This is a genomic window from Agrobacterium sp. GW821-FHT14E08 (assembly GCF_058803865.1).
Map to the genome: position 1 here is coordinate 155,986 of NZ_JBXAPJ010000006.1, position 20,265 is coordinate 176,250.

Below are 20,265 nucleotides of genomic sequence, written 5' to 3' on the forward strand. Positions count from 1 at the left end.
AGTCAGTCTAACCGGCTAGGCCGGTTTTTCAGTCTGCGGCATCCACCAGCTGGTTCGGCCGCCAATATGCATGTTCAGGGTCTTGGTTTCCGTATAGTCCTCGACCGCATGGCGACCGAGTTCCCGGCCGAGACCGGACTGCTTGTAGCCTCCGAACGGCAGCTCGCTCGCGCCATCCATGAAGGTATTCATCCACACCGTACCGGCCCGCACGCGGCGCCCGATTGTCAGGCATGTATCGAAATCGCGGCTCCAGACCCCTGCGGACAGGCCGTAATCGACGGAATTGGCGATCTCGATAGCTTCTGCGGTTGTCTCAAATGTCAGAACCGAAAGGACCGGTCCGAAAACTTCCTCACGCGCAACGGCCATGGCCGGCGTGACATCCGATAGAATGGTAGGCGCCATGAACTGACCCATTCCCAAGTCCAGCTTTTCTCCCCCATGAGCGATCTGTGCGCCGCTGTTTTTCGCATCTGAAACGTAACCGGAGATTTTTTCAAGATGCTGCGGCGTAATGATTGCGCCGACCTGTGTCGTCGGGTCCAGAGGATCACCTACCTTGACATGTCTGGCAAGCTCGCCGACGCGCTTGACCACGTCCGCCGCGATGCTTTTGTGAAGAATGAGGCGCGACCCGGCATTGCAGCACTCGCCGGCATTAAAATAAGCTCCGAAGACCGCCGCATCGATGAATGCATCGAGATCCGCATCAGGGAAAACGATCTGCGGGTTCTTGCCGCCCAGTTCGAGCGAGACCTTTTTCAGGCTCTGCGCGGCATTGACCATGGTCAGCTTGCCGACGCCCGTGGAACCCGTGAAAGAGACCATGTCAACTGAAGGATGCGAGGTCATGATCGAACCGACCTCGGCGCCTGTTCCGGTCACGATGTTGACGACACCCTTCGGCACGCCGGCTTCCTGCAGGATTTCGCCGAGAACGAGCGTGGAACCGGAACTGAGTTCCGAGGGCTTTACAACCGTGGTGCAGCCGGCCGCCAGCGCGAAAGGCAACTTCTGACCGACAATCAGGAAAGGGAAATTCCAGGGCGTGATGATAGACACGACACCGATCGCCTCACGCAGAACAACACCGAGCGTGCCGTCACCGAGCGTATTATAGCTTTCGCCATGCAAATCTCTGGCAAGTGCGGCTGCATAACGCCAGATATCGACGGAACCGGCGATTTCACCACGCACCTGCGTAATCGGCTTTCCAGCCTCGATGGCATCGAGATAGGCAAGCTCTTCGGATCGCGCGGCAATGAGGTCGGCAGCCTTCAACAGAATTGCCGAGCGTTCGGAGGCAGTCATGCGCGGCCATGGCCCGGTATCAAAAGCGGTCCGTGCCGCCGCTATCGCCCGTTCCGCATCGGCCTTGGTTCCGTATTGAAAGCGGCTGACGACGGAGCCATGGCCAGGCGCTATCCGCTCGATCGGATCGACGTTGCCTTCGACCCATTGGCCGTCGATGAACATCTTGAAATCCCTGGCGGACTGGTCGCTCAGCATTTTCGGATTGATCAGAACCGTCATCACCATTCTCCGTTAAATATTGCCGGACGCTTTGCGCTAAATGCCGCCACGCCTTCCTTCAGGTCGCCGGTCTTGGCAGCCAGGATGGAACCCAATGCCTCGACCGCCGTGCCATTGTCTTCACCGCTTGCCGAAGCGATCATCAGTTTGACGATCTCGGACGCAGCAGGGCCACGCGCGGCAATACGCTGCGCATAATCTTTCGCGGCGGTCAGAGCATTGCCAGTCGGGGTGACGGCATCGACAATCCCAAGCGCGAGCGCTTCCTGCGCGCTGAATGTCTCACCGCCGAGCGCCATCCGGCGCACGGGCTGCGCGCCGAACCGCCTGACCAGCCGCTGCGTACCCGACCAGCCCGGCACCATGCCGAGGCTGGTTTCCGGCAGACCGATCTTGATCTGCTCCTCGGCAATACGAATGTCCGCGATACCCGCCAGTTCGAGGCCGCCGCCAAGCGCATGGCCGTTCAGCGCGGCGATCAACGGCACCCGCAAGGTCGCAAGCCGTTCGAAGACCCGGTGACCATGGCGAACCCAAGCGTGGCCAAATTCCTGAGGCTGCATGCCGCCCCATGCCCTGATGTCGCCACCGGCGGAGAAACCCTGCCCCTCGCCGGTCAGGATCGCCACACGGACCGCGCTGTTTGCCTCGACCTCATCGGCGGAGGCCATCAGCGCCTCGAGCATATTGAGATCGAGAGCATTGCGTTTTTCCGGCCGCGATACCGTCAGGATCGCGATGTGACCGTCGACCTCGACGCGGACCGTGCCGTTAGCCATGGAAGGTTCCCTCCAGCACGCGGGCGCTTTTTTTGGGCAGCGCAAGTCCGATATTGGCTTCGGTAAAAAGCGAGCCGTCCATCACCTTGAGATCGTCGGCGACGATAAGCTCGAATTCGGACTGGTCGAGAATCTGGGTCTGCAAATCGATGCCCGGCGCGATTTCCGTCAGCACGATGCCTTGCGGCGTCAGTTTCATCACGCAGCGTTCGGTGACATAGGTGATGTCCTGACCCTGTTCGATTGCCCTGCGGCCGGAGAAGGTCACGTGTTCGACTTCATTGACGAGCTTCTTCAGCTTTCCTTCTTTTTCGACAATCAGCTTGCCATCATTGATCGACAGCTTTGCCCCCGCATTGAACATGCCGGAAAAGACGATTTTTCTCGCCCTCGCCGTGATGTCGACGAAGCCGCCCGCGCCGGCGGTCACATGCGGACGGAAGGAAAGCTTCGAGACATTGACGGAGCCGTCCCGGCCGATTTCGAGGAAGGACAGAAGCGACGCGTCGAAGCCCGCCCCCTGGAAATAGGTGAACTGATAGGGCGACGGCATATAGGCGTCGGCATTCGAGGCGCAGCCGAAGGCGAAATCCAGTAGCGGAACCCCGCCGACCGCCCCCTGCTCGATCACCCAGGTCACGGCGCCATGCAGCCCTTCTTCCAGCAGAATTCTCGGCACATTGGCGGAAATGCCGAAACCAAGATTGACGCAGCTTCCAGCCTCAAGTTCCTGCGCCACACGGCGGGCGATCACTTTCTGGATGTTGAATTCCGGAACCTCGAATGAATCGAGCGGATGGAAAACCTCTCCCGAAATCGCCGGATCATAGGCCGTCTGGGTCGTCTGCTTCTGATCGGGATCGACCACCACATAATCCACCAGCATGCCGGGCACCCGCACATCGTGCGGCTTGAGCGAGCCTTCCTTGGTGATGCGCTTTACCTGCGCAATGATGATGCCGCCATTGTTGCGGGCGGCGAGCGCCTGATCGAGACCTCCGAGATAAGCGCCCTCATGTTCGTAGGAGAGATTGCCGCGCTCATCGGCGGTCGTCGCCCGAATGATCGTCACCTGCGGAATGATCGAGGGGAAATAGAGCCAGTCCTCGCCCTCGAAAATCACCCGTTTGACGACAGGCTCGGCCGCAGCCAAAGCATTCATCGCACAGCCCTGACGGGCCGGATCGACAAAGGTATCGAGGCCGATTTTGGTCAAGACGCCAGGACGCTTTGCGGCCGCCTCGCGATGCATGTCGAACATGATGCCGGATGGAATATTATAGGCCGGGATTTGATCTCCGGTGACCATCTGCCAGATCAGCGGCGGCTCTGCGCTGGAAGGGCCGGACGGGTATGAACCACCAATGATCCTTTTCAACAGGCCTTTTTTTGCGATGTGATCGACACCCTTGATGCCGCTCATGTCACCGGCGGCAATCGGATGAAGTGTCGTGATGTTCTTCGGATGTCCGGTCGCATCGAAGCGGTCACCGATCGCCTTCAACATCAGATCGGGGCAACCCAGACCGCTTGACGACGAAACGGACACGATTGCGCCATCTGGAATGAGATCCGCTGCCTGTGCTGGAGTAATGTGTTTTTTCATGACCGGCTCTCGATTCCCGTTTTGACCCGAACAGCGGCCCCGCTTTTTGAAGCTTCGACGACGGCAAGCCCGGTCGCCAGCGACCAGATGCCGTCTTCAGCAGTCGCGGAAGGTTTGCCGCCGGTGATGGCCGCGTGGAAAGCTTTGAGCGCGACCTCATAGAGATTGTCGGAACCCGCCTGGATTTCCTCCTCGCCAGCCTCGGTTCGAAGCACCACAGTGCCGACCGACTTCTGGGTCATCACATTTCTGGCGATCAGGGAGCCTTCGGTGCCATGAACCTCGAAACCGGTCTCGGCATATCTGGTCGTGAAGCCATCGTGGAACTGCGCGATAAGACCGTTTTCGAAACGAATGACACCCATGACGGCGTCTTCAAGTCCCTCCCGGCTCATGCCGCCAGCTTGCGAAAATGCGATGACTTCGACCGGATCGGCACCCAGCACGAAGCGAAGCGTGTCGACGTCATGGACGGTGATGTCGAGGATGACACCACCGCCCGCAGACGGCTTGTCCAGCCGCCAGCCCTGCAGATGCGGCGGCAGGTAAACCGCATGAAAAACGCGCGCGCTCAGCGGTTTTCCGATTCTGCCGGCCGCTATCGCATCGCGCATCACACGGTGGGTTGGCGCATTACGCAGATGATGATTTGTCGCCAGAACGACATTTGCCTTGCGCGCCGCCTCCGCCATTGCGTGCGCCTCTTCGAGCGACATGGCCAGAGGCTTTTCACAAAGGATATGTTTCCCTGCGCGGGCGGCGGCAAGCGCCTGCTCGCAATGCAGATCATTCGTCGTCGAAATATAGACCGCATCGATGGCCGGATCGGCAAGAAGCGACGCCAGATCCGCGGCAACATTCGGAATGCCGTTTTCCGCCGCATATTCCGCCCCGCGAACAGGGTTGGAACTCAGAACGGAAACGACCTCACCGCCGCTTTTTCTAATTGCGCTAATCACCCATTCACGGGCGATCGTGCTTGCACCGATCAATCCCCAACGCACCGTCATGCCAACGTCCTCCCGACTTCATTCCGCCCTGCCCCGCAGCTCTCCCGTACAACGAGCCGAACCGCCGTTGTCACCGCCTCCGCATCGGCCTTCTCCGAATTGATCTGCTTGAGAAGCAGCTGTGCTGCCCGCCTGCCAATCCCCTGGGGGTCGACGGCAATCGTGGTCAGGGCCGGCACCGTCGTCTTGGCTTCAATGACATCGTCAAAGCCGACAACCGCGAAATCCCGCCCCGCCTCCATCTGCCGGGCGCGCAGCCCGTCGCAAACACCAAAAGCCACGGCGTCGTTGAAGCAGACGGCGGCCGTGACCGGATCGCTTGCTTCGAGCACGCGTCCGATCGCCTCTACACCGCCGGCACGCGAGGGCGCGCAGGGAACAACCGCCGTTTCCTGAAAAGTCAGACCGGCGACAGCCAGGGCATCCCGAAAGCCGCTGACCCGTTCGTGAAAAACCGCCGTATCGGGAAAGCCACCCATGAAGGCGATGCGGGTGTGGCCGAGCGAGGCGAGATGGGCCACCGCCTGCGCCATACCAGACTGATTATCCGATGCCACTGACGAGACTTTCGCTCCGGGCAGGCTGCGAACAACAACCACGACGGGAATGCCGGCGGCTGTCAGCGGCTTGAAATCGAGCGGATCGGTCGCACGGGCGGGCGACACGATCAGCCCGGAAATGCCATGCTCGCGCATCGAGGCAATCACCTCGCGCTGCCGGTCGATGCTTTCACTGGTATTGGCGAGAAATTGCACATAGCCGGCCGATTGCACGACCGTGTCAACGCCGACGGCAAGTTCCGCAAAAAAGCTGTTCGTCAGATCATTGACGACGACCCCGATGATTTTCGATTTCGCGCTGGTCTGGCGCAGGTTCGCAGCGCCGCGATTATAGACATAACCAAGTTCGCGCATTGCCGCATTGACCTTGGCCCGCGTTCCCTCATTGACGAGCGGAGACCCCCGCAGGACCAGCGAGACGGTCGATTTCGACACGCCCGCAGCCTGCGCGATATCTATAACGGTTACCCGTCCGCCAGTCATTGAAGCCCTCCCATGCCTTTCCTCGAAATTGAGGCTAATTAATTGGAACGTTCCAATTTTGTCAAGCGACATTGCCGAACCAAAAATGAAAACAACGGGACAGAGAATAAAAATCATCAAATAATTTATTTATTTCAATGCATTATAGGAAATTTTTGATTCTTGTAATTTCCGTGAACTCTTCGAAATTTGCGACGGCATGCGCTTGAAAAATGGAACGTTCCAAAATACGCTAATGTTTCTTCCCAACAGGAGCAATGTTTATCAGGCCTGCAATGCCGGGCGAACGCGACGTTCAGCAATGCAAGACCGAGCCCAAGCGACAATGCTTGCCCTTCAGTCACTATGGACAGTAGTTTACCGTCAAGCGCTCAGCCTGATGAGCGATCTACCCTCATTCCGGAGCAATGAATGACAATAGAAACGCCTTCACTTGACGCCTTGCGGGCAGAACTCGCAGCGCTCCAGCTCAACACATTCAATTACGATTTCGCATGGAAACTGGGCAGCCTGATAAGACAGCGCGCGGCATCACAGGAGCTTCCCGTCGCAATCGAGATAAGGCACGGCACAGACGTGGTCTTTGCCACTCTCCTGCCCGGCGCGACCATCGACAACTTTGGGTGGACACGGCGCAAATGTGCCGTCGTTCATCGCTTTCATCGCAGCTCGCTTCAGGTCCGGCTCGAATCCGAATTGAAGGGGTATGACTTCAACACCCGATTTGGCCTGCCGACGAGCGATTACGTCGCGAGCGGCGGCGCGTTTCCGCTCACCATCCGTGGAGGCACGCTGATCGGGTCGGTGGGTGTCAGCGGATTGCCTGACGTGGAAGACCACAAGCTGGTTACACTCTGCCTGACGGAGATGCTCGCAGGCTGACAAACGGCAGTGCCGCTGGCTCCCGGATGCGCGGCAAGCTTGCGCCAATCGTGATGACGCATCTGCCGCTATAAAACGAGAGTACCGGGAGTTACCTTTTTTCTGCGACCGGATCAGATGCGATCCCGGCCCAGAGTTCGCGCGCCATCGCCTGAAGAAGAAGGGACTCCGTCCACCTGTCGGTCGAATCATTGCCGTCCCGCCCCGTAATCGCATAGGGTTGCGGACCCAGTTCGCAGGTGAAGACCAGTTCGGCGTCCGGCGCGGCGCGGGAGCGCCAGTGCTGGAAACCATAGTCCCACCACTCAAGAAAGAGATCGACCCAGGGGCGATGGTGCGGGAAGGAAATCTCGATCTGGATCTGTTCACACGAACCGATACGGCCGTGAAAAGCCTGCGCATTTTGAAGGATACGGCGGATCTGCGCCTGGCTCTCGTCCTCGACCGGGAAAGCGAATTCGCGGGCAACCAGATAATGCGACAGGTCTGCCAACAGGGGCAATGCGGGGCGCTGGTCGAGAAAATCCAGCGTCAGCAGCAGGTCGCTGGTGATGCGGTGGCGATGCGTCTCGATGAATACGGCAACGCCAGCGTCTTCGGCCAGCCGCATCCACCCGTCTAGAAGCGGCAGGCAATCCTCGACCCGGCGCGGGCGGACATCCGCCTGCAGATCAATGTGGCTGACCGGAAATTCCATCGCCAAGTCCAGCGACAGACGCAGATCCTCAACGGTGCGCGGAAAGCACACACCCTCGATCTTGAGGCCAGTGCCGCGGATCGCCTCGTTCAGGCGAACAACATCCTCCCGATTGGTGTAGTGCGCGCTGACGCCATCGAAACCGGCCGCCACGATCATCTCGATATTTTCATCAAGACTGCGTTCCAAGCCATCCGTGTGACGACGTTCCATGGCCCAGAGCGACTGAAAAACAAGCAGCTTCTGCATCAGGCTGCCCGCGCGCTTTTCAGAAGTGCCTTGAGGTTTACCGTCGGGTCGGCCAGCACCGATGGATCGGGGCTGATGCCCGCAGCGATCAGCATTTCGGCGAGCTTGATGTCTTTCGCAACCGCGTTTCCTGTTCCAAGACCGGCGGCGGCCACGAGCCGTCCATCATCCAGAAAAAACGCCAGCTCCCCGCCTGCGAGCGGGCGAATGACGCTGTGATGATCCAGCTGCGGCAACCCGGCAACCTGCAGGCCGAGATCATATTGATCCGACCAGAACCATGGAATAGCGGCGAAAATCTCGGTGGCGCCGAGAGCGTTGCGGGCGGCCGTTTCCGCCTGGTTGCGGGCATTGCGCCAGCTTTCGAAACGGATATGGCCCCCACCGGGCTGGGATACAGCCGCGCAATCGCCCGCCGCGAATATATGCGGATCGCTGGTCCGCAGGTGGCGGTCGGTCAGAATGCCGTTACCCACCGCCAGACCGGCCGTTTCGGCCAATCCTGTTTCAGGCAGGACGCCGATTGCCGAGACGACGAGATTTGCGGGCACCCTGCCGCCGTCCATGAGCACAACGGCGTCAGGCGCGATCTCGGCAACGCCCTGCCCCAGGTAAAACTGCACCCCTTCGTCAATATGCCGTGCATGTATCTTTGCCGCAAAATGCGACGGAACGGCGCGTCCGAGCGGCTTTGGCGCGGCCTCGACAATGCTGACGGCGACACCCTTGCTGCACAACACTGCCGCAAGCTCCATGCCGATCAGACCGCCGCCGATAATGGCGACGCGACTACCAGCTTCGGCGCGGGAGAATATCGCTGCCGCATCTGCATAGGTTCGGAAGTCCAGAGCCTGCCCCGCACCCGGACATGCCAGCTTTCTGGGGCTCGCTCCCGTTGCCATAAGCAGTTTGTCATAGTCCAGCACCCGGCCATCGCTTAGCGCTACGGTTCGCATATTTGCGTCGATACGCTGCGCCGAGACACCCTGAAGATAGCAAATCCGAGCGGCCTCGAACGCCTCGGGCGCGCAGATCTGTTGCATGTGCACCGCACCGTTGAGCGGTTTGGAAAGCGGCGGGCGCTCATAGGGCAGATGCGGTTCGGCCCCGACCAGCGTGACGGAACCGGAATAACCCGACTCGCGCAAGGCAAATGCCGCCCGGGTGCCGCATTCGCCGGCACCAACAATGACGATACGGTCCATAATTCTCTCCGTGTTGAGATGGACCGGCACCTCGGGATGGAAGCGCCGGCCGGGAGGATCAGTTCTTTCGGCTGTACTCGCCCATGTTGCCTGGCGTCACCAGTTCAAACGGCACCCAGACCTCCTTGTCGACGCTCTTTGCACGGGCCAGCCCAATGGCGGCGTCGACTGCGCTCGCCGACTGTCCGGCGGCGTTCTGGAACACGGTCACATCCAGATCGCCCGCCGCCATTGCGGCAAGAGCATCCTGCGTGGCATCGATGCCGACGACGATCACATCATCCATCGGCACGCCCGCCGCCTTGAAGGCCTGGATTGCACCGATTGCCATTTCATCATTATTGGCGAAAACCACATCGATCGGCCGTCCGGCGGTAATCCAGTTTGTGGTCAGGTCCATGGCATTCGTTCGCGTCCAGGCCGCGGACTGCTCGTCGGCGATGGCTGCTCCCTTGCAATCACCCGCCGCCAGCGTTTCCTTGACCGACGAGGTGCGATCGCGCGAGGCCTGATGCGCCAGATCACCCATCAAAATAAAGGCCTGTGCATCACCTGCCTTGTTCTTCTGCTTCAAGAGATCACAGGCCGCCTCGGCACCGAGCCTTCCCGCATCGGTCTCCTTCGAGCCGACATAGGCCTGCTTTTCCGGTAGCCGACCGATATTTTCGGGTGCGATATTAAGATAGACGAGCGGGATGCCGGCCTTCTGCGCTGCTTCGCTTATACCGGGTGCGGCGGACGTATCCGTCAAGGTCACGATGATCGCGTCCACCTTGGAAGCGATGAAATTGTCCACCTGGCTGCGCTGTTTGGAAACATCCGTCTGCGCATCCTCGACCTGCAGTTTGACGCCATCCATTTTGGATGCTCTTGCGCTAAGCCCCTCCCGCAGAAGCGTCTGAAAGTTGTTGTCGAAGCTTTGCATCGAAACACCGATCGTTTCGGCCGATGCCCCGCCCGCCATGAGAGCCGCCAGAACGGCGATCGTACAGATTGATCTCATATGTCATCCTCCCAATAGGCGCCGGGCCGCCCGATCGCATTCCGGGGGCTCAAGAGGCCCGCGTGATCTCGCCTATCCGATGGTTATGCGGACTTCCCCATCGACCACTTCCGTCGGATAGGTTTTCAGGTTTTCGCAGGCGGGAAGCCTGAGGGCCTCGCCGGTGCGATAGTCGAAGGCGCCGGAATGCTTGGGACATTCCACCTCGAAATCCATGACGAGCCCGTCTGCAAGATGGATCGCCTCGTGGGTGCAAAGGCCGGCGGTGCAGTAGACGCTATCGTCCGGGCCGCGGTAGATCGCGTAAGTGCGACCGCCGTGATCGAAGCGGATGGCTCCTTCCTGTTCGATATCGTCAAGTTTGCAGGCCGAAATCCAGGTCAACAGATTGCTCATTCAGCTGCCTCCCCGATTGTGTTGCGCGCCTTGCGGGCCGCGATTTTTTCCTTCCGTTTGCGATAACGTTCCTGCATCCGCGCCTCGCCCTCGGCAGAGCCGTCGTGCCAGGTGCCGAACCAGCGATCGAGCGGGATCAGCGCATCGCCGTAATTCACCTCGAAATATTTGTGGTGCAGGTAATGCGCATAGGCATGGCTATCGACCAGCCCGTTCTCCCCGACTTCCACCTTGTCGAAGCCGACATGGCCGGGAATGGCGCCGAAACCGGCGTAGTGAAGCTGATACAGCATCAGGATGGGGTTTGACGGCAGGATCAGGTGATAGAAGGCGGTCCCGAAATAGAGAAAGTGCTCGATGGGGTGCATCGACAGCGACGACCACGGCGACGGATTCACCGAATTGTGGTGAACGGAATGCACCCATTTATAAAGAAGCGGTGTGTGAATGAGCCGGTGAATGCAGAAGAAATGGAACTCGTGAATGATCGGGACCACGAGTGCGACAACGGCGAGTGTCCAGGGGTTCTCCGTAAAGCTCAGCCACGGCGCATAACCCTTGGCATAGGACCACAGCATGACAACCTCTATGGCAGTCCAGATGGTGACGCCCGACAGGAAGGTGCGCAAAATATTGTCGAGGTTCTGGCTTTCGAACCAGAAGGCATTGCTCTTGTTATCGGCCGGGAACTTGCCGTTATATTTGAAGCGGTTTTCCTGCCGCTTCAGAACATAGAGGTGAAGCTCGAAAGCGCCGTAGAAAAGCAGGACGCAGATCGCGTTGACGGCGTAAAGCCAGGCAATCCAGCCGATCCCGAAAACCTGCATGGTCTCCATTGGCGGAATGACCCAGGCCCAATAGGCGACGGCAGACGCCGCAAAGATCGCGTTCCATGGAAAAAAATAATGGGGCAGCCATTTCACCAGCGCAACCAGCTTTGGTGGAAAGGCAAAAAGCGGCGCCGTTTCAATCGGCTCGTTGGGAGCCCAGTCGCCGCGCTTGTTTCGCGTTCCATATTTTAGATCGTCCATAGCTCTCCTCCCGGCGGATCGCATCTGTCTGCGGCCGCGTGATGTCACGATGGGAGGAGCGCGCATTCGGCACGGTGATCAGTTCGGGTTTCCCCGGAACTCCGCCTCCTCCATGACAAAAATCTATCAGAAGGCGAGACGGGCGGCGAAGCTTGGTTTGATCAAATCAGATCAAAGCCCTTCGGGGGTAATGGTGATGAAGCGTATGGGAGCCGAATCCGGTTCGATGGTGGTCAGTCCAAGACGACGCAGGACAAGATCGAGCGCGCGCTGGGCCTGCGCCTCGGGCGCCTGATCCAGCACCACGTCCATGAAGCCATCACGCAGGGCCGCCCGCGTATAGTCCGTCAGCTCATGCCCGACGAACATCAGGTCGCGGGCGGGACGCTGACGGCGCAGGACGTCGATGAGGGCGGAATTCGCGCCGCCGGCATTATAAAGGCCGACAAGATCCGGATAGATTTCGAGTGCCGAACTTAGATATTCCGCGCTGTAGAGTTCGTCGTCACGCGTAAAACCAAGCCATTCAAAGGCGACAGGGCCAGGATGTTCGAGAAAGTAATCGGAGAAACCGCGAATGCGTTCGCGGTGCACCTGGTAGATGGGGTGGCACAGCGCAACGATCGGGCCTTGCCTGCGGCTCATCCGGGCGATGAAGTGTGCCGCCGTCCGCCCGGCGGCATAGTTGTCAATACCGACGAAATCTCCCCGATCCTCGGAGGCACGGGTGACCACATGGACGACCGGAACACCCCGCTTCATAACCGCCTCCACCGCTGCGCCAACCAAAGGGCTGCTGGGAACCGCCAGGATCAGGCCGGCGCGCGCCACATCCGTCGACAGGATGCGCTTTGCAATCTCCTCGGGCTTCATTTCCTCAACAAAGCTGCGCTGAACGATAAGGAGAGGATCAAGCGTCTGGGCAATCCTCTCAAAGGCTTTGGAAAGCCGCCGATAAAATGTCGTTTCGGGGCGAACCATCAAGACGTCTATGCGCAGCAGCCCGCGATGCGCGTCCGGCAGCGTGCGTGGGTAATCAAGGTTGCGTGCAGCGATAACGACTTTCTCGACCAGTTCGGGCCGAACGCCACCCCTTCCGTTCAGAACCCGCTCGACAGTTGCGGTCCCCACCCCGGCAAGACGTGCAATGTCCCTGTAGTTCGCCTTGCCCACCTTCGCCATCCCCCCGATACCTGGGCGACATATCTGGTCTCGCCCAATTCTCTCGCCATTGTTGATTTACACGATAGCGGGTGGATTAACATGGCATCCCGCATCCTTCTGATCGCAATGGATGTGGCCGGGCGCATCCGCGCACAGGATACCGAATCACTTGCTCCACACACCACGGAGTAGCCAAGCGGCTGGCCCGCTCCCCAAACAGCCCGCTTTCCACCTGCAAAAGGCCTACGCTGGCAAACTGCAATCAAGATTTTGATTTACAACAGTTTTTATAACTATCTGGACTTTCAGCCAAACCACATCAGGTTGTGCTTCCTATTGCATTTCGCCCGGTAGTTTTTCAGGCCGCCGCGTTAAGGATTTATTAACTCAATCGAAGCGAACATTAGCATATTCTTATTACCCGCTATTCGGGTGATAATTTGTTGCGTACCGCCAGCGAATTCAACGGTGCGACAGCATGGGGAGAGAGCATGAGGTTCGTGAAATCACGCCATATCGCATTGCTTGCAGCACTGATCTCCGCGCCAGCGTCAAGCCTCGCGCAGACATCCACGACGGCAGACTTTACCGTACAGATAACCATTCAGGCGGCATGCCAGATCAACTCCGCCGGTTTGCTCAATTTCGGCAATAGTGGCTTCATCACGGGTAACGTGGATGCCACCAGCCAGATTGTCGTGCAATGCACGTCAAGCACGCCATACTCGCTGGGATTGAGCGCTGGAGCGGGCACCGGCGCTACCGTTGCAAATCGCCTGATGACCGGCCCGAGCGGTGCAACCGTCTCCTACTCCCTGTATCGGGATTCCGCCCACACGCTGCTGTGGGGAAATACGATCGGCACGGACAGGCAGACGGGAACGGGAACGGGCGGGGCACAGACATATACCGTCTACGGGCAAGTGCCTCCCCAGACGACACCCGTGCCCGGCGTTTATACGGACACAGTGAGGGCCACGCTTACCTATTGATCGCCAGAGGGAGGATCGCGCATGCGTCTTTTTACCTTAGCGGCTGCGTTTATTGCCGGTTTGTATGTTTCACCGTCACACGCCACATCATTGCGGGTCTCACCCGTTATCCTGGATCTCAAGGCGCCGGCGGCAGCATCCAGTCTTCGAATATGGAATGATGCGAAAACGCCCATCAACGTTCAGGTCAGAATTTTCCGCTGGACCCAGCAAAACGGAGAGGATGTCCTGACCGCCGCACAGGATGTGGTTGCCAGCCCGCCCATGACCCAACTGAAACCGGGGGCGGAAAACCTTGTCCGCATCGTCCGGCTCTCGAAAACGCCGATCAAGGCGGAAGAGAGCTACCGCGTCATCGTCGATGAACTGCCGTCAAGGACCAAATCCCCATCCGGCACCATCAATCTTGTCGTGCGTCACTCCATACCCGTTTTCTTCTCGAATGCGACCGCGGGTGACGCCGAGGCAACGTGGTCAGTGACACCGCAGGCCAATGGTTATCGCGTGACGGTTTCCAACAGGGGCCTGAAGCGGCTGCGGATCGCCAATCTCAAACTGCTCGGTGGCAACGGGCAGCCAGTCGCCCAGCAACAGGGGCTGGTGGGCTATGTGCTCGGCCAGTCGGGCACGAGCTGGGTCGTTCCGGCACCGAATGGCAAGAGAGCCGGCGGCACGGTGAAGATTTCAGCGGACAGCGAAGGCGGCCCTGTCAATGCGACGGCGCGCGTCACCGGCGGATAGCCTCGCCGTTTTGACGATTGCAGGTTTGACGATCATTTCATCGAGCAGTTTTTCCATGGCGCAGGATTTACCCCCTGCGGCATCACAGGCCTCTTTTGCCGCAGAAGAGCCGAGACAATTGCAGCTCGAAGTCTACATCAACGATGTTTCGACAGAACTGATCGCCACATTTCGTCAAGACGACGCCGGTACACTTTTCATAGAGCCGGTCCAGCTGAGAAATGTCGGAATTACACCCGTTGACAGTGCGGTTGGCGGTGATGGCTGGGTCGATATTTCCAGACTGCCCGATGTGACGGCACGTTACGACGAGAGCAGTCAATCCGTCTATTTCACGCTCCCGACCGCGGCGCGGGCCAGCAAGGTCATCGACGCATCCGGCAAAAATGACCGGGACAAGGACGAAGAGGCGCAGGACAGGGCGCTAAGCAATTGGGGAGGTCTGGTGAATTACACGATTTACGGATCATCCGGTGGCGAAAGATGGTCGGATATTGCCGACTTCAACGGCGTTTCCGCCTTGCTGGAAGGCCGCGTTTTCGGCCCGCTCGGGGTATTGTCGTCGTCTCAGGTGCTCAGCACATCGCAACTCGACCAGTTTGATACGAGACGGCTCGACACCACCTGGAGCTATTCCGATGAAGACACGCTGACGACCTATCGGGCAGGCGATCTGATTACAGGCGGGCTTGCCTGGACGCGCCCGACGCGGCTGGGTGGTCTACAGATACGAAGAAATTTCGATCTTCGGCCAGACATGGTGACGATGCCGATGCCGGCATTTTCCGGCTCCGCGGCGGTGCCATCGACTGTCGATGTCTATGTCGACAATATTCGCCGCATATCGCAGGACGTTCCGGAAGGGCCATTCTCCATCACCAATCTTCCCGTCGTCAGCGGTGCGGGCAATGCGCGGCTGGTGGTGCGCGATGCCCTCGGTCGCGAGACGGTGTCGGAAACGCCGTTTTTCGCCTCGGCGGACTTGCTGGCGAAAGGGCTGATCGATTTTTCCGCCGAACTCGGCTTTGCCCGGCGCGACTACGGCACCTCGTCTTTCGACTACGATGAAAGGCTGCTGGGGTCAGCAACAGTGCGCTACGGATTTTCGGATAAGCTGACACTGGAAGGCCATGCGGAAGGCGGTGAGGATTTTTATAATGTCGGGGTTGGCGGTGTCTTTACACTCGGCGATTTCGGATTGGGCACGGTTTCCGGCGCAACCAGCCATTTCCGGGAGGAAAGCGGTTATCAGCTTTCCGCAAGCGTCGAGGCGGAATTGCTCGGCGTTCAGTTCGTTGCCCGCTCACAACGCACGTTTGGTGACTATCACGATATCGCATCCGTTTCCGCAAATACCTCGGAAAACAGAAAAATCTCAGGCCTGCTCAGCGCCCGTGCGCCGCGTTCCCTCGATCAGATATCCGCCTCCACCCAGCTGGCTTTCGATGAGACGAGCCTGAACTTCTCCTACACGCAGCTTGAGACCTTCGATGAGAGGAAATCCCGGCTGCTGGGTCTTTCCGCAACGCGCCGGTTTGGCGAAAACGGCAATATCTTCATCACCGCCTACAAGGACCTGGAAGACGATGGTTCCTATGGCTTTTATGCCGGTCTTTCCTGGACATTCGGGGGCGGCATTTCCAGTTCTGTCGGTTTGTCTTCCAATGCCGACGGATATTCAGCGACAGCCGACATAGCAAAATCCGAACAGCAGACCGAAGGCAGTTATGGCTGGCGTTTGCGTGGCTCCATGGGCAACAGCAATATCGTCTCCGCTTCGGGCAGTTATCGCGGCAGCGTCGCGCGTGTGGCGGCGGGTGTTGATCAGTTCAATGGAACCACGCAGGCCTATGCGCAGGTGGACGGATCGATCGCGATTGCCGGCGGGGATGTTTTCCTTGGCAACCGTATCGATGACGCCTTTGCGGTTGTCGACGCGGGTGCGCCAGGCGTTGAGATTTCACTTGAAAACCGCCCCATCGGCCAGACCAACCGCCGTGGCAAGATATTGCTTCCAAACCTGCATTCCTACGACGTCAACACGATTACCCTCGACCCGAGCAATCTTCCTGTCGATGCACGTATCGACAGGACGAAGCAGACCGTCATTCCGGCGGAAGGTGGCGGGGCGGTTGTCGATTTCAAGGTGGAGACCGAGGGACGTGTGGCGCTGGTAACCTTGAAGAACGAAAGCGGCGACTTCATCGAGGCGGGATCGACCGGCACCATCGATGGCAGCGGCGATTTCGTGGTAGGTTATGATGGGCAGGCCTATCTCGACAATGTTTCCGAGAAGCACCGGCTCCTCATCACGCAGCCGATGAGAGGAGACTGTGAAGCGCAGATCGTTCTTGGCGCCGCTTCCGAAACACGCACAACTGTTGAAGCCATCTGCAGGAGCGTTCAATGATGATGCTGACCCGTGCGGGCCTTGCCCTCTCCGCTTTTCTTTTTGCCTCTCCCGTATTGGCGCAGAGCTGCAGTTTCAGCATGTCGGATATGAATTTCGGTTTCGTCAACCTCACAAGCGGCAGTGCGGTGGACAGTACCGCGACACTGAACATAACCTGTTCCAACCCATTGTTGACGCTGGGTCTTTCTATTCGCATCTGCCCGAACATCAATGCGGGCAGTGGAGGCCAGTCGGGCGGAATTCGCAGGATGCTGCAGGGCAGCAACGTGCTCAATTATCAACTATATCAAAATTCCGGGCGGACGACGTCCTGGGGATCTCTCGCTCAACCTGCGCTCGGATCGCCTCCACCGATCGATCTGGCGCTACCGCTCCTGTTGAACAGTACAAGCCGTGTCGTTTACGGCAGGATTGCCGCTGGTCAGGCATCTGCAGCGCGAGGCCCATACCTCTCCAGCTTTGCTGGCGCCGAGACCAACTTCACCTATGCCTCGTATCTTCTACTTGCACCGAGTTGCTCGACTGTAACCCAAAATCCCACTCAAGTACCCTTCAACGTCACGGCCGCGGTGGAGCCGACCTGTCTTGTCACAGCCCAACCCATCAATTTCGGCAATCACGGCGTTCTCAGCGCCGCCGTCGATGCGACCGGCTCGATTGCGCTGACCTGCACGGCGAACCTCGCCTATAGCGTTGCTCTCAATGGCGGCCTGAGCAACAGCCCGCCGGCTTCGCGGCGAATGGTGCTTGGCGGCGCGTCGATCACCTACGGTCTTTACCGTGACATCAGCCGCACGAATGTCTGGGGAAATGCCGCCGGGCAGATAGCCACCGGCACCGGCACAGGTAGCCTGCAGACGCTGACCGTCTATGGACGCGTGCCGGCGCAGAATACGCCGGCACCGGGAAATTACTCCGACACTGTCGTTGTGACGGTGAGTTATTGAAGCTGTGCGCCGTGCGATACAGCGCTCAGCCGGATGAAACGTCTCAGGACTTGCCCTGAACCCCCTCATGAAGATGGATAGGCGCATGGTGCAGGTAATACGCCACCTTGCGCTTGGCGGCGATATCGGTCCAGACGAAGCGGACATTGTCCTCGCTCAACCCGGCCGCCGTCGCAATCTCGGCCGTAGGCCTGTTGTTTTCGAGACCATAGAGGCAGATATCCATCTTGTCGTAAGGCAGGGCGAAATAGAATTCTTCCTGCGTCTGCGGCATGGAATAGGTATCGGTGGTCGGTGGGCGGGCGCGGATTTCCTGCGGAATACCGAGATGGGCCGCGAGTTGATAGACCTGCGATTTGTAAAGATGGGCGATCGGCTTGATGTCGGCTGCGCCGTCGCCATTCTTGACGAAGAAGCCCTGGTCATATTCCAGCCGGTTCGGAGTTCCGAGCACCGCAAAATTCAGGCGGTCGGCGTGATAATATTCGAACTGCTTGCGGGTGCGCTGCTTCATGTTCGTTGCCGCGACGATGCCCAGATAGGCTTTTGCCGTGAGACGAATCTTGCGTGTTTCACCTGATGGCGAACGAACGACCAGCGAAGAGATATTATAAGCGCCGGTGCTCATGGCATTGTCGAAAACGATCTTGGAGGTCCAGCCCGGACCATATTCCGGAACGACCTCGCGGATGAAACCGTCGCGCCTTTCATAACAACCCATGGCGGCAAGCGAGGGCCCGATATCCTCCAGCACACAATCCATGCCGAGCATTGTCGCTACCGCCTTTCCAAGCCGCAGGCTTTCCGGGTCGGAATCGTTTTCCGGCATGAACAGGCCAAAGACATTCGCAGCCCCGAGCGCATGAACGGCGAGTGCGGCGCTGACGCTGGAATCGATGCCACCGGAAAGGCCAAGCACCAGGCCGCGCTTGCGCAGGTCGAACCGAAGGGACTGGCGGATTTTTTCGGCGATACGTTCAACCTCCGCCGCCGCATCGAGTTCAAGCGGCGAGAAAGGCATGCTGTGTGCGTTATTCGTCATCGATTGTTCTCCGTATCTTGAGCAGCGAGACGACGGCTGACCTTGCCGGTATCCGTCGTCGGCAGGAAATCGCGAAATTCAACCAGTGTCGGCACCATATGGACTTCCAGATACCGGGCACAGTGGCGCATGACGTCTTTTTCGGTAATCGCCGCACCGGGAGCGATGACGATCGCCTTGATCGCCTGGCCGAAAACCTCATGTGCGACGCCAACAACCAGAGCGTCCGATACGCCTGGCATGGCTTGCAGCACGGCCTCGACCGCCTGCGGCGCAACCTTTTCACCGCGTGACTTGATGATATCGTCCTTGCGGGCGACGAAGGTCAGATAACCTTCTGCATCGCAGGTAAAGAGATCGCCGGTGTGGAGACGCATCCTGCCGGTTGCGGCGTCAATGCGCAACGCACGGGCCGTTGCCGCCTCGTTTCTCCAATAGCCGCGCATCACATGCGGCCCGCTGACGACGAGTTCGCCCGCAACGCCGGGCGCTACACTGCCGCCCGCCTCGTTGACCACCTCGATGGACGTGCCGGGAATGGCGATGCCGACCGAACCGCGCTTCCTGTCGAGGTCTTCCGGCGGCAGAAAGCTGATGCGGGTGCATTCCGTCTGGCCATACATGCAAAACAGCCGGAGATGCGGCAGAAAGCTGCGCAGCCAGTCGGCGTGGACGGTCGGCAAAGGTGCGGCGGCGGCGGTGGCGTAACGCAGGCTTTCGAACAACGTTGGCGACAGATCGCGCGTCTGCATCATGATGGAAAGCATGGTCGGCACCAGCGCGAAGCCGGTAATCCGCTCTTCGCGGATACGCTCGAAAATCAGATGCGGATAGGCGAAGGATTTCTCGATCACCAGCGTGCCGCCGACAAAGACGCTGGAAAGCAACTGGTTGAGGCCATACCCGAATGAAAGCGGCAATACGCCAAGAAGGATATCGTCGGCGGTGTTGCCGAGATAGGATGTAATCGAACGGACGGCCGCATCGAGATTATCATGCGCCAGCATCACACCCTTCGGCTCGCCGGTGGAACCCGACGTATAGATGATCACCGCCAGATCCGTTTTGGACAGGTTCTGCGGCAGCACGTCGGGCCGTTCCTCGAGCAGCGCGTCGAAATCGACACTATCGCCGGATGCGTTCGAAGCGCCGGAAAAGATACGCAACAGCGCGGAAGGACCGGCGGCCTCTGAAACCACCTTCTCCAGCCGCGCCTCGGCAACCACGGCAAAGGGCGTGGAACTGTCCAGAATTTGCGAAAGTCGGGCTTCCTTCGTCGATGGATTAACCGGGCAGACGACAGCGCCCGCCATCCAGCAGCCGAAAATCGCCACCGCCATGCGCCAGCCATTGTCCAGCACAAGGACGACACGGTCTCCCGGGGTCACACCACGAAAGATCAGGGCAGCGGCAAAAGCCTCGCTCATCGTCTTGAGTTCGCCGTAACTCAGGCGCGTTTCACCAGCCACCACCACCGTCTTGCCGGGGTGTCGCTCCGCACTTCGATGCAGGTAGTGGTCAATACGCAA

At 59.0% G+C, this 20,265-nt stretch carries 18 protein-coding genes; 5 read left to right on the plus strand and 13 right to left on the minus strand.

The annotated features are described in order from the left end of the window. Positions 1–15: 15 nt before the first annotated feature. From AC1ROR_RS20505 to AC1ROR_RS20525, 5 genes are read right to left on the minus strand one after another with little or no spacing between them, the layout of a single operon-like run. Positions 16–1,536, minus strand: coding sequence for an aldehyde dehydrogenase family protein (locus tag AC1ROR_RS20505; RefSeq protein ID WP_498590535.1), 1,521 nt, complete (start codon positions 1,534–1,536; stop codon positions 16–18). Continuing rightward, positions 1,536–2,315 (minus strand): enoyl-CoA hydratase/isomerase family protein, encoded by a 780-nt coding sequence (locus AC1ROR_RS20510; protein WP_498590536.1) that lies wholly within the window; start codon positions 2,313–2,315, stop codon positions 1,536–1,538. Before AC1ROR_RS20510 ends, AC1ROR_RS20505 begins: the two co-directional genes overlap by 1 nt. Beyond that, entirely contained in the window at positions 2,308–3,921 is a 1,614-nt protein-coding gene (locus tag AC1ROR_RS20515; protein WP_498590537.1) for an acyl CoA:acetate/3-ketoacid CoA transferase, read from the minus strand. Before AC1ROR_RS20515 ends, AC1ROR_RS20510 begins: the two co-directional genes overlap by 8 nt. After that, the gene (locus AC1ROR_RS20520; RefSeq protein WP_498590538.1) at positions 3,918–4,931 is read right to left on the minus strand and encodes a Gfo/Idh/MocA family protein; all 1,014 of its coding nucleotides are present in this window, start codon (positions 4,929–4,931) and stop codon (positions 3,918–3,920) included. The genes AC1ROR_RS20515 and AC1ROR_RS20520 overlap by 4 nt, the downstream gene beginning before the upstream one ends. Continuing rightward, positions 4,928–5,974, minus strand: a complete 1,047-nt coding sequence (locus AC1ROR_RS20525; RefSeq protein WP_498590539.1) for a LacI family DNA-binding transcriptional regulator — start codon at positions 5,972–5,974, stop codon at positions 4,928–4,930. The genes AC1ROR_RS20520 and AC1ROR_RS20525 overlap by 4 nt, the downstream gene beginning before the upstream one ends. Positions 5,975–6,385: 411 nt before the next feature. Here AC1ROR_RS20525 and AC1ROR_RS20530 point away from each other — a divergent pair, with 411 nt between their 5' ends. Then, complete coding sequence (locus AC1ROR_RS20530; RefSeq protein WP_498590540.1) at positions 6,386–6,856, plus strand: heme-degrading domain-containing protein; 471 nt, start codon at positions 6,386–6,388, stop codon at positions 6,854–6,856. Positions 6,857–6,947: 91 nt separating this feature from the next. On the opposite strand, the gene AC1ROR_RS20535 is transcribed toward AC1ROR_RS20530, so the two are convergent. The 6 genes from AC1ROR_RS20535 to AC1ROR_RS20560 all read right to left on the minus strand — a co-directional run bounded on the left by AC1ROR_RS20535 (position 6,948) and on the right by AC1ROR_RS20560 (position 12,610). After that, the gene (locus tag AC1ROR_RS20535; protein ID WP_498590541.1) at positions 6,948–7,802 is read right to left on the minus strand and encodes a sugar phosphate isomerase/epimerase; all 855 of its coding nucleotides are present in this window, start codon (positions 7,800–7,802) and stop codon (positions 6,948–6,950) included. Continuing rightward, positions 7,802–9,007, minus strand: a complete 1,206-nt coding sequence (locus AC1ROR_RS20540) for an NAD(P)/FAD-dependent oxidoreductase (protein ID WP_498590542.1) — start codon at positions 9,005–9,007, stop codon at positions 7,802–7,804. Before AC1ROR_RS20540 ends, AC1ROR_RS20535 begins: the two co-directional genes overlap by 1 nt. Before the next feature lie 58 nt (positions 9,008–9,065). Continuing rightward, entirely contained in the window at positions 9,066–10,010 is a 945-nt protein-coding gene (locus AC1ROR_RS20545) for a substrate-binding domain-containing protein (RefSeq protein ID WP_498590543.1), read from the minus strand. Positions 10,011–10,082: 72 nt separating this feature from the next. Then, on the minus strand, positions 10,083–10,394 hold the full coding sequence (locus AC1ROR_RS20550) for a Rieske (2Fe-2S) protein (protein WP_498590631.1): 312 nt from the start codon (positions 10,392–10,394) through the stop codon (positions 10,083–10,085). Between the two features lie 8 nt (positions 10,395–10,402). Beyond that, positions 10,403–11,437 carry a sterol desaturase family protein gene (locus AC1ROR_RS20555; protein ID WP_498590544.1) on the minus strand — a complete coding sequence of 345 codons (1,035 nt, stop codon included), beginning with the start codon at positions 11,435–11,437 and terminating at the stop codon, positions 10,403–10,405. Between the two features lie 171 nt (positions 11,438–11,608). Then, entirely contained in the window at positions 11,609–12,610 is a 1,002-nt protein-coding gene (locus AC1ROR_RS20560; RefSeq protein WP_498590632.1) for a LacI family DNA-binding transcriptional regulator, read from the minus strand. 482 nt (positions 12,611–13,092) lie between these two features. Between AC1ROR_RS20560 and AC1ROR_RS20565 the strand changes: the two genes are divergently transcribed. From AC1ROR_RS20565 to AC1ROR_RS20580, 4 genes are read left to right on the plus strand one after another with little or no spacing between them, the layout of a single operon-like run. Continuing rightward, positions 13,093–13,593 carry a Csu type fimbrial protein gene (locus AC1ROR_RS20565; protein WP_142171531.1) on the plus strand — a complete coding sequence of 167 codons (501 nt, stop codon included), beginning with the start codon at positions 13,093–13,095 and terminating at the stop codon, positions 13,591–13,593. A 21-nt stretch (positions 13,594–13,614) separates the two neighbouring features. Further along, entirely contained in the window at positions 13,615–14,334 is a 720-nt protein-coding gene (locus tag AC1ROR_RS20570) for a fimbrial biogenesis chaperone (protein ID WP_498590545.1), read from the plus strand. Next, a complete protein-coding gene (locus AC1ROR_RS20575) occupies positions 14,306–16,744 on the plus strand; it encodes a fimbria/pilus outer membrane usher protein (RefSeq protein WP_498590546.1) in 2,439 nt (812 codons plus the stop codon). Before AC1ROR_RS20570 ends, AC1ROR_RS20575 begins: the two co-directional genes overlap by 29 nt. Continuing rightward, complete coding sequence (locus tag AC1ROR_RS20580; protein WP_498590547.1) at positions 16,741–17,694, plus strand: Csu type fimbrial protein; 954 nt, start codon at positions 16,741–16,743, stop codon at positions 17,692–17,694. The genes AC1ROR_RS20575 and AC1ROR_RS20580 overlap by 4 nt, the downstream gene beginning before the upstream one ends. A 43-nt stretch (positions 17,695–17,737) precedes the next feature. On the opposite strand, the gene nadE is transcribed toward AC1ROR_RS20580, so the two are convergent. Together nadE and AC1ROR_RS20590 are read right to left on the minus strand one after the other, a co-directional pair. Continuing rightward, on the minus strand, positions 17,738–18,736 hold the full coding sequence (gene nadE / locus AC1ROR_RS20585) for an NAD(+) synthase (protein WP_498590548.1): 999 nt from the start codon (positions 18,734–18,736) through the stop codon (positions 17,738–17,740). Continuing rightward, positions 18,733–20,265, minus strand: coding sequence for a class I adenylate-forming enzyme family protein (locus tag AC1ROR_RS20590; RefSeq protein WP_498590549.1), 1,533 nt, complete (start codon positions 20,263–20,265; stop codon positions 18,733–18,735). Before AC1ROR_RS20590 ends, nadE begins: the two co-directional genes overlap by 4 nt.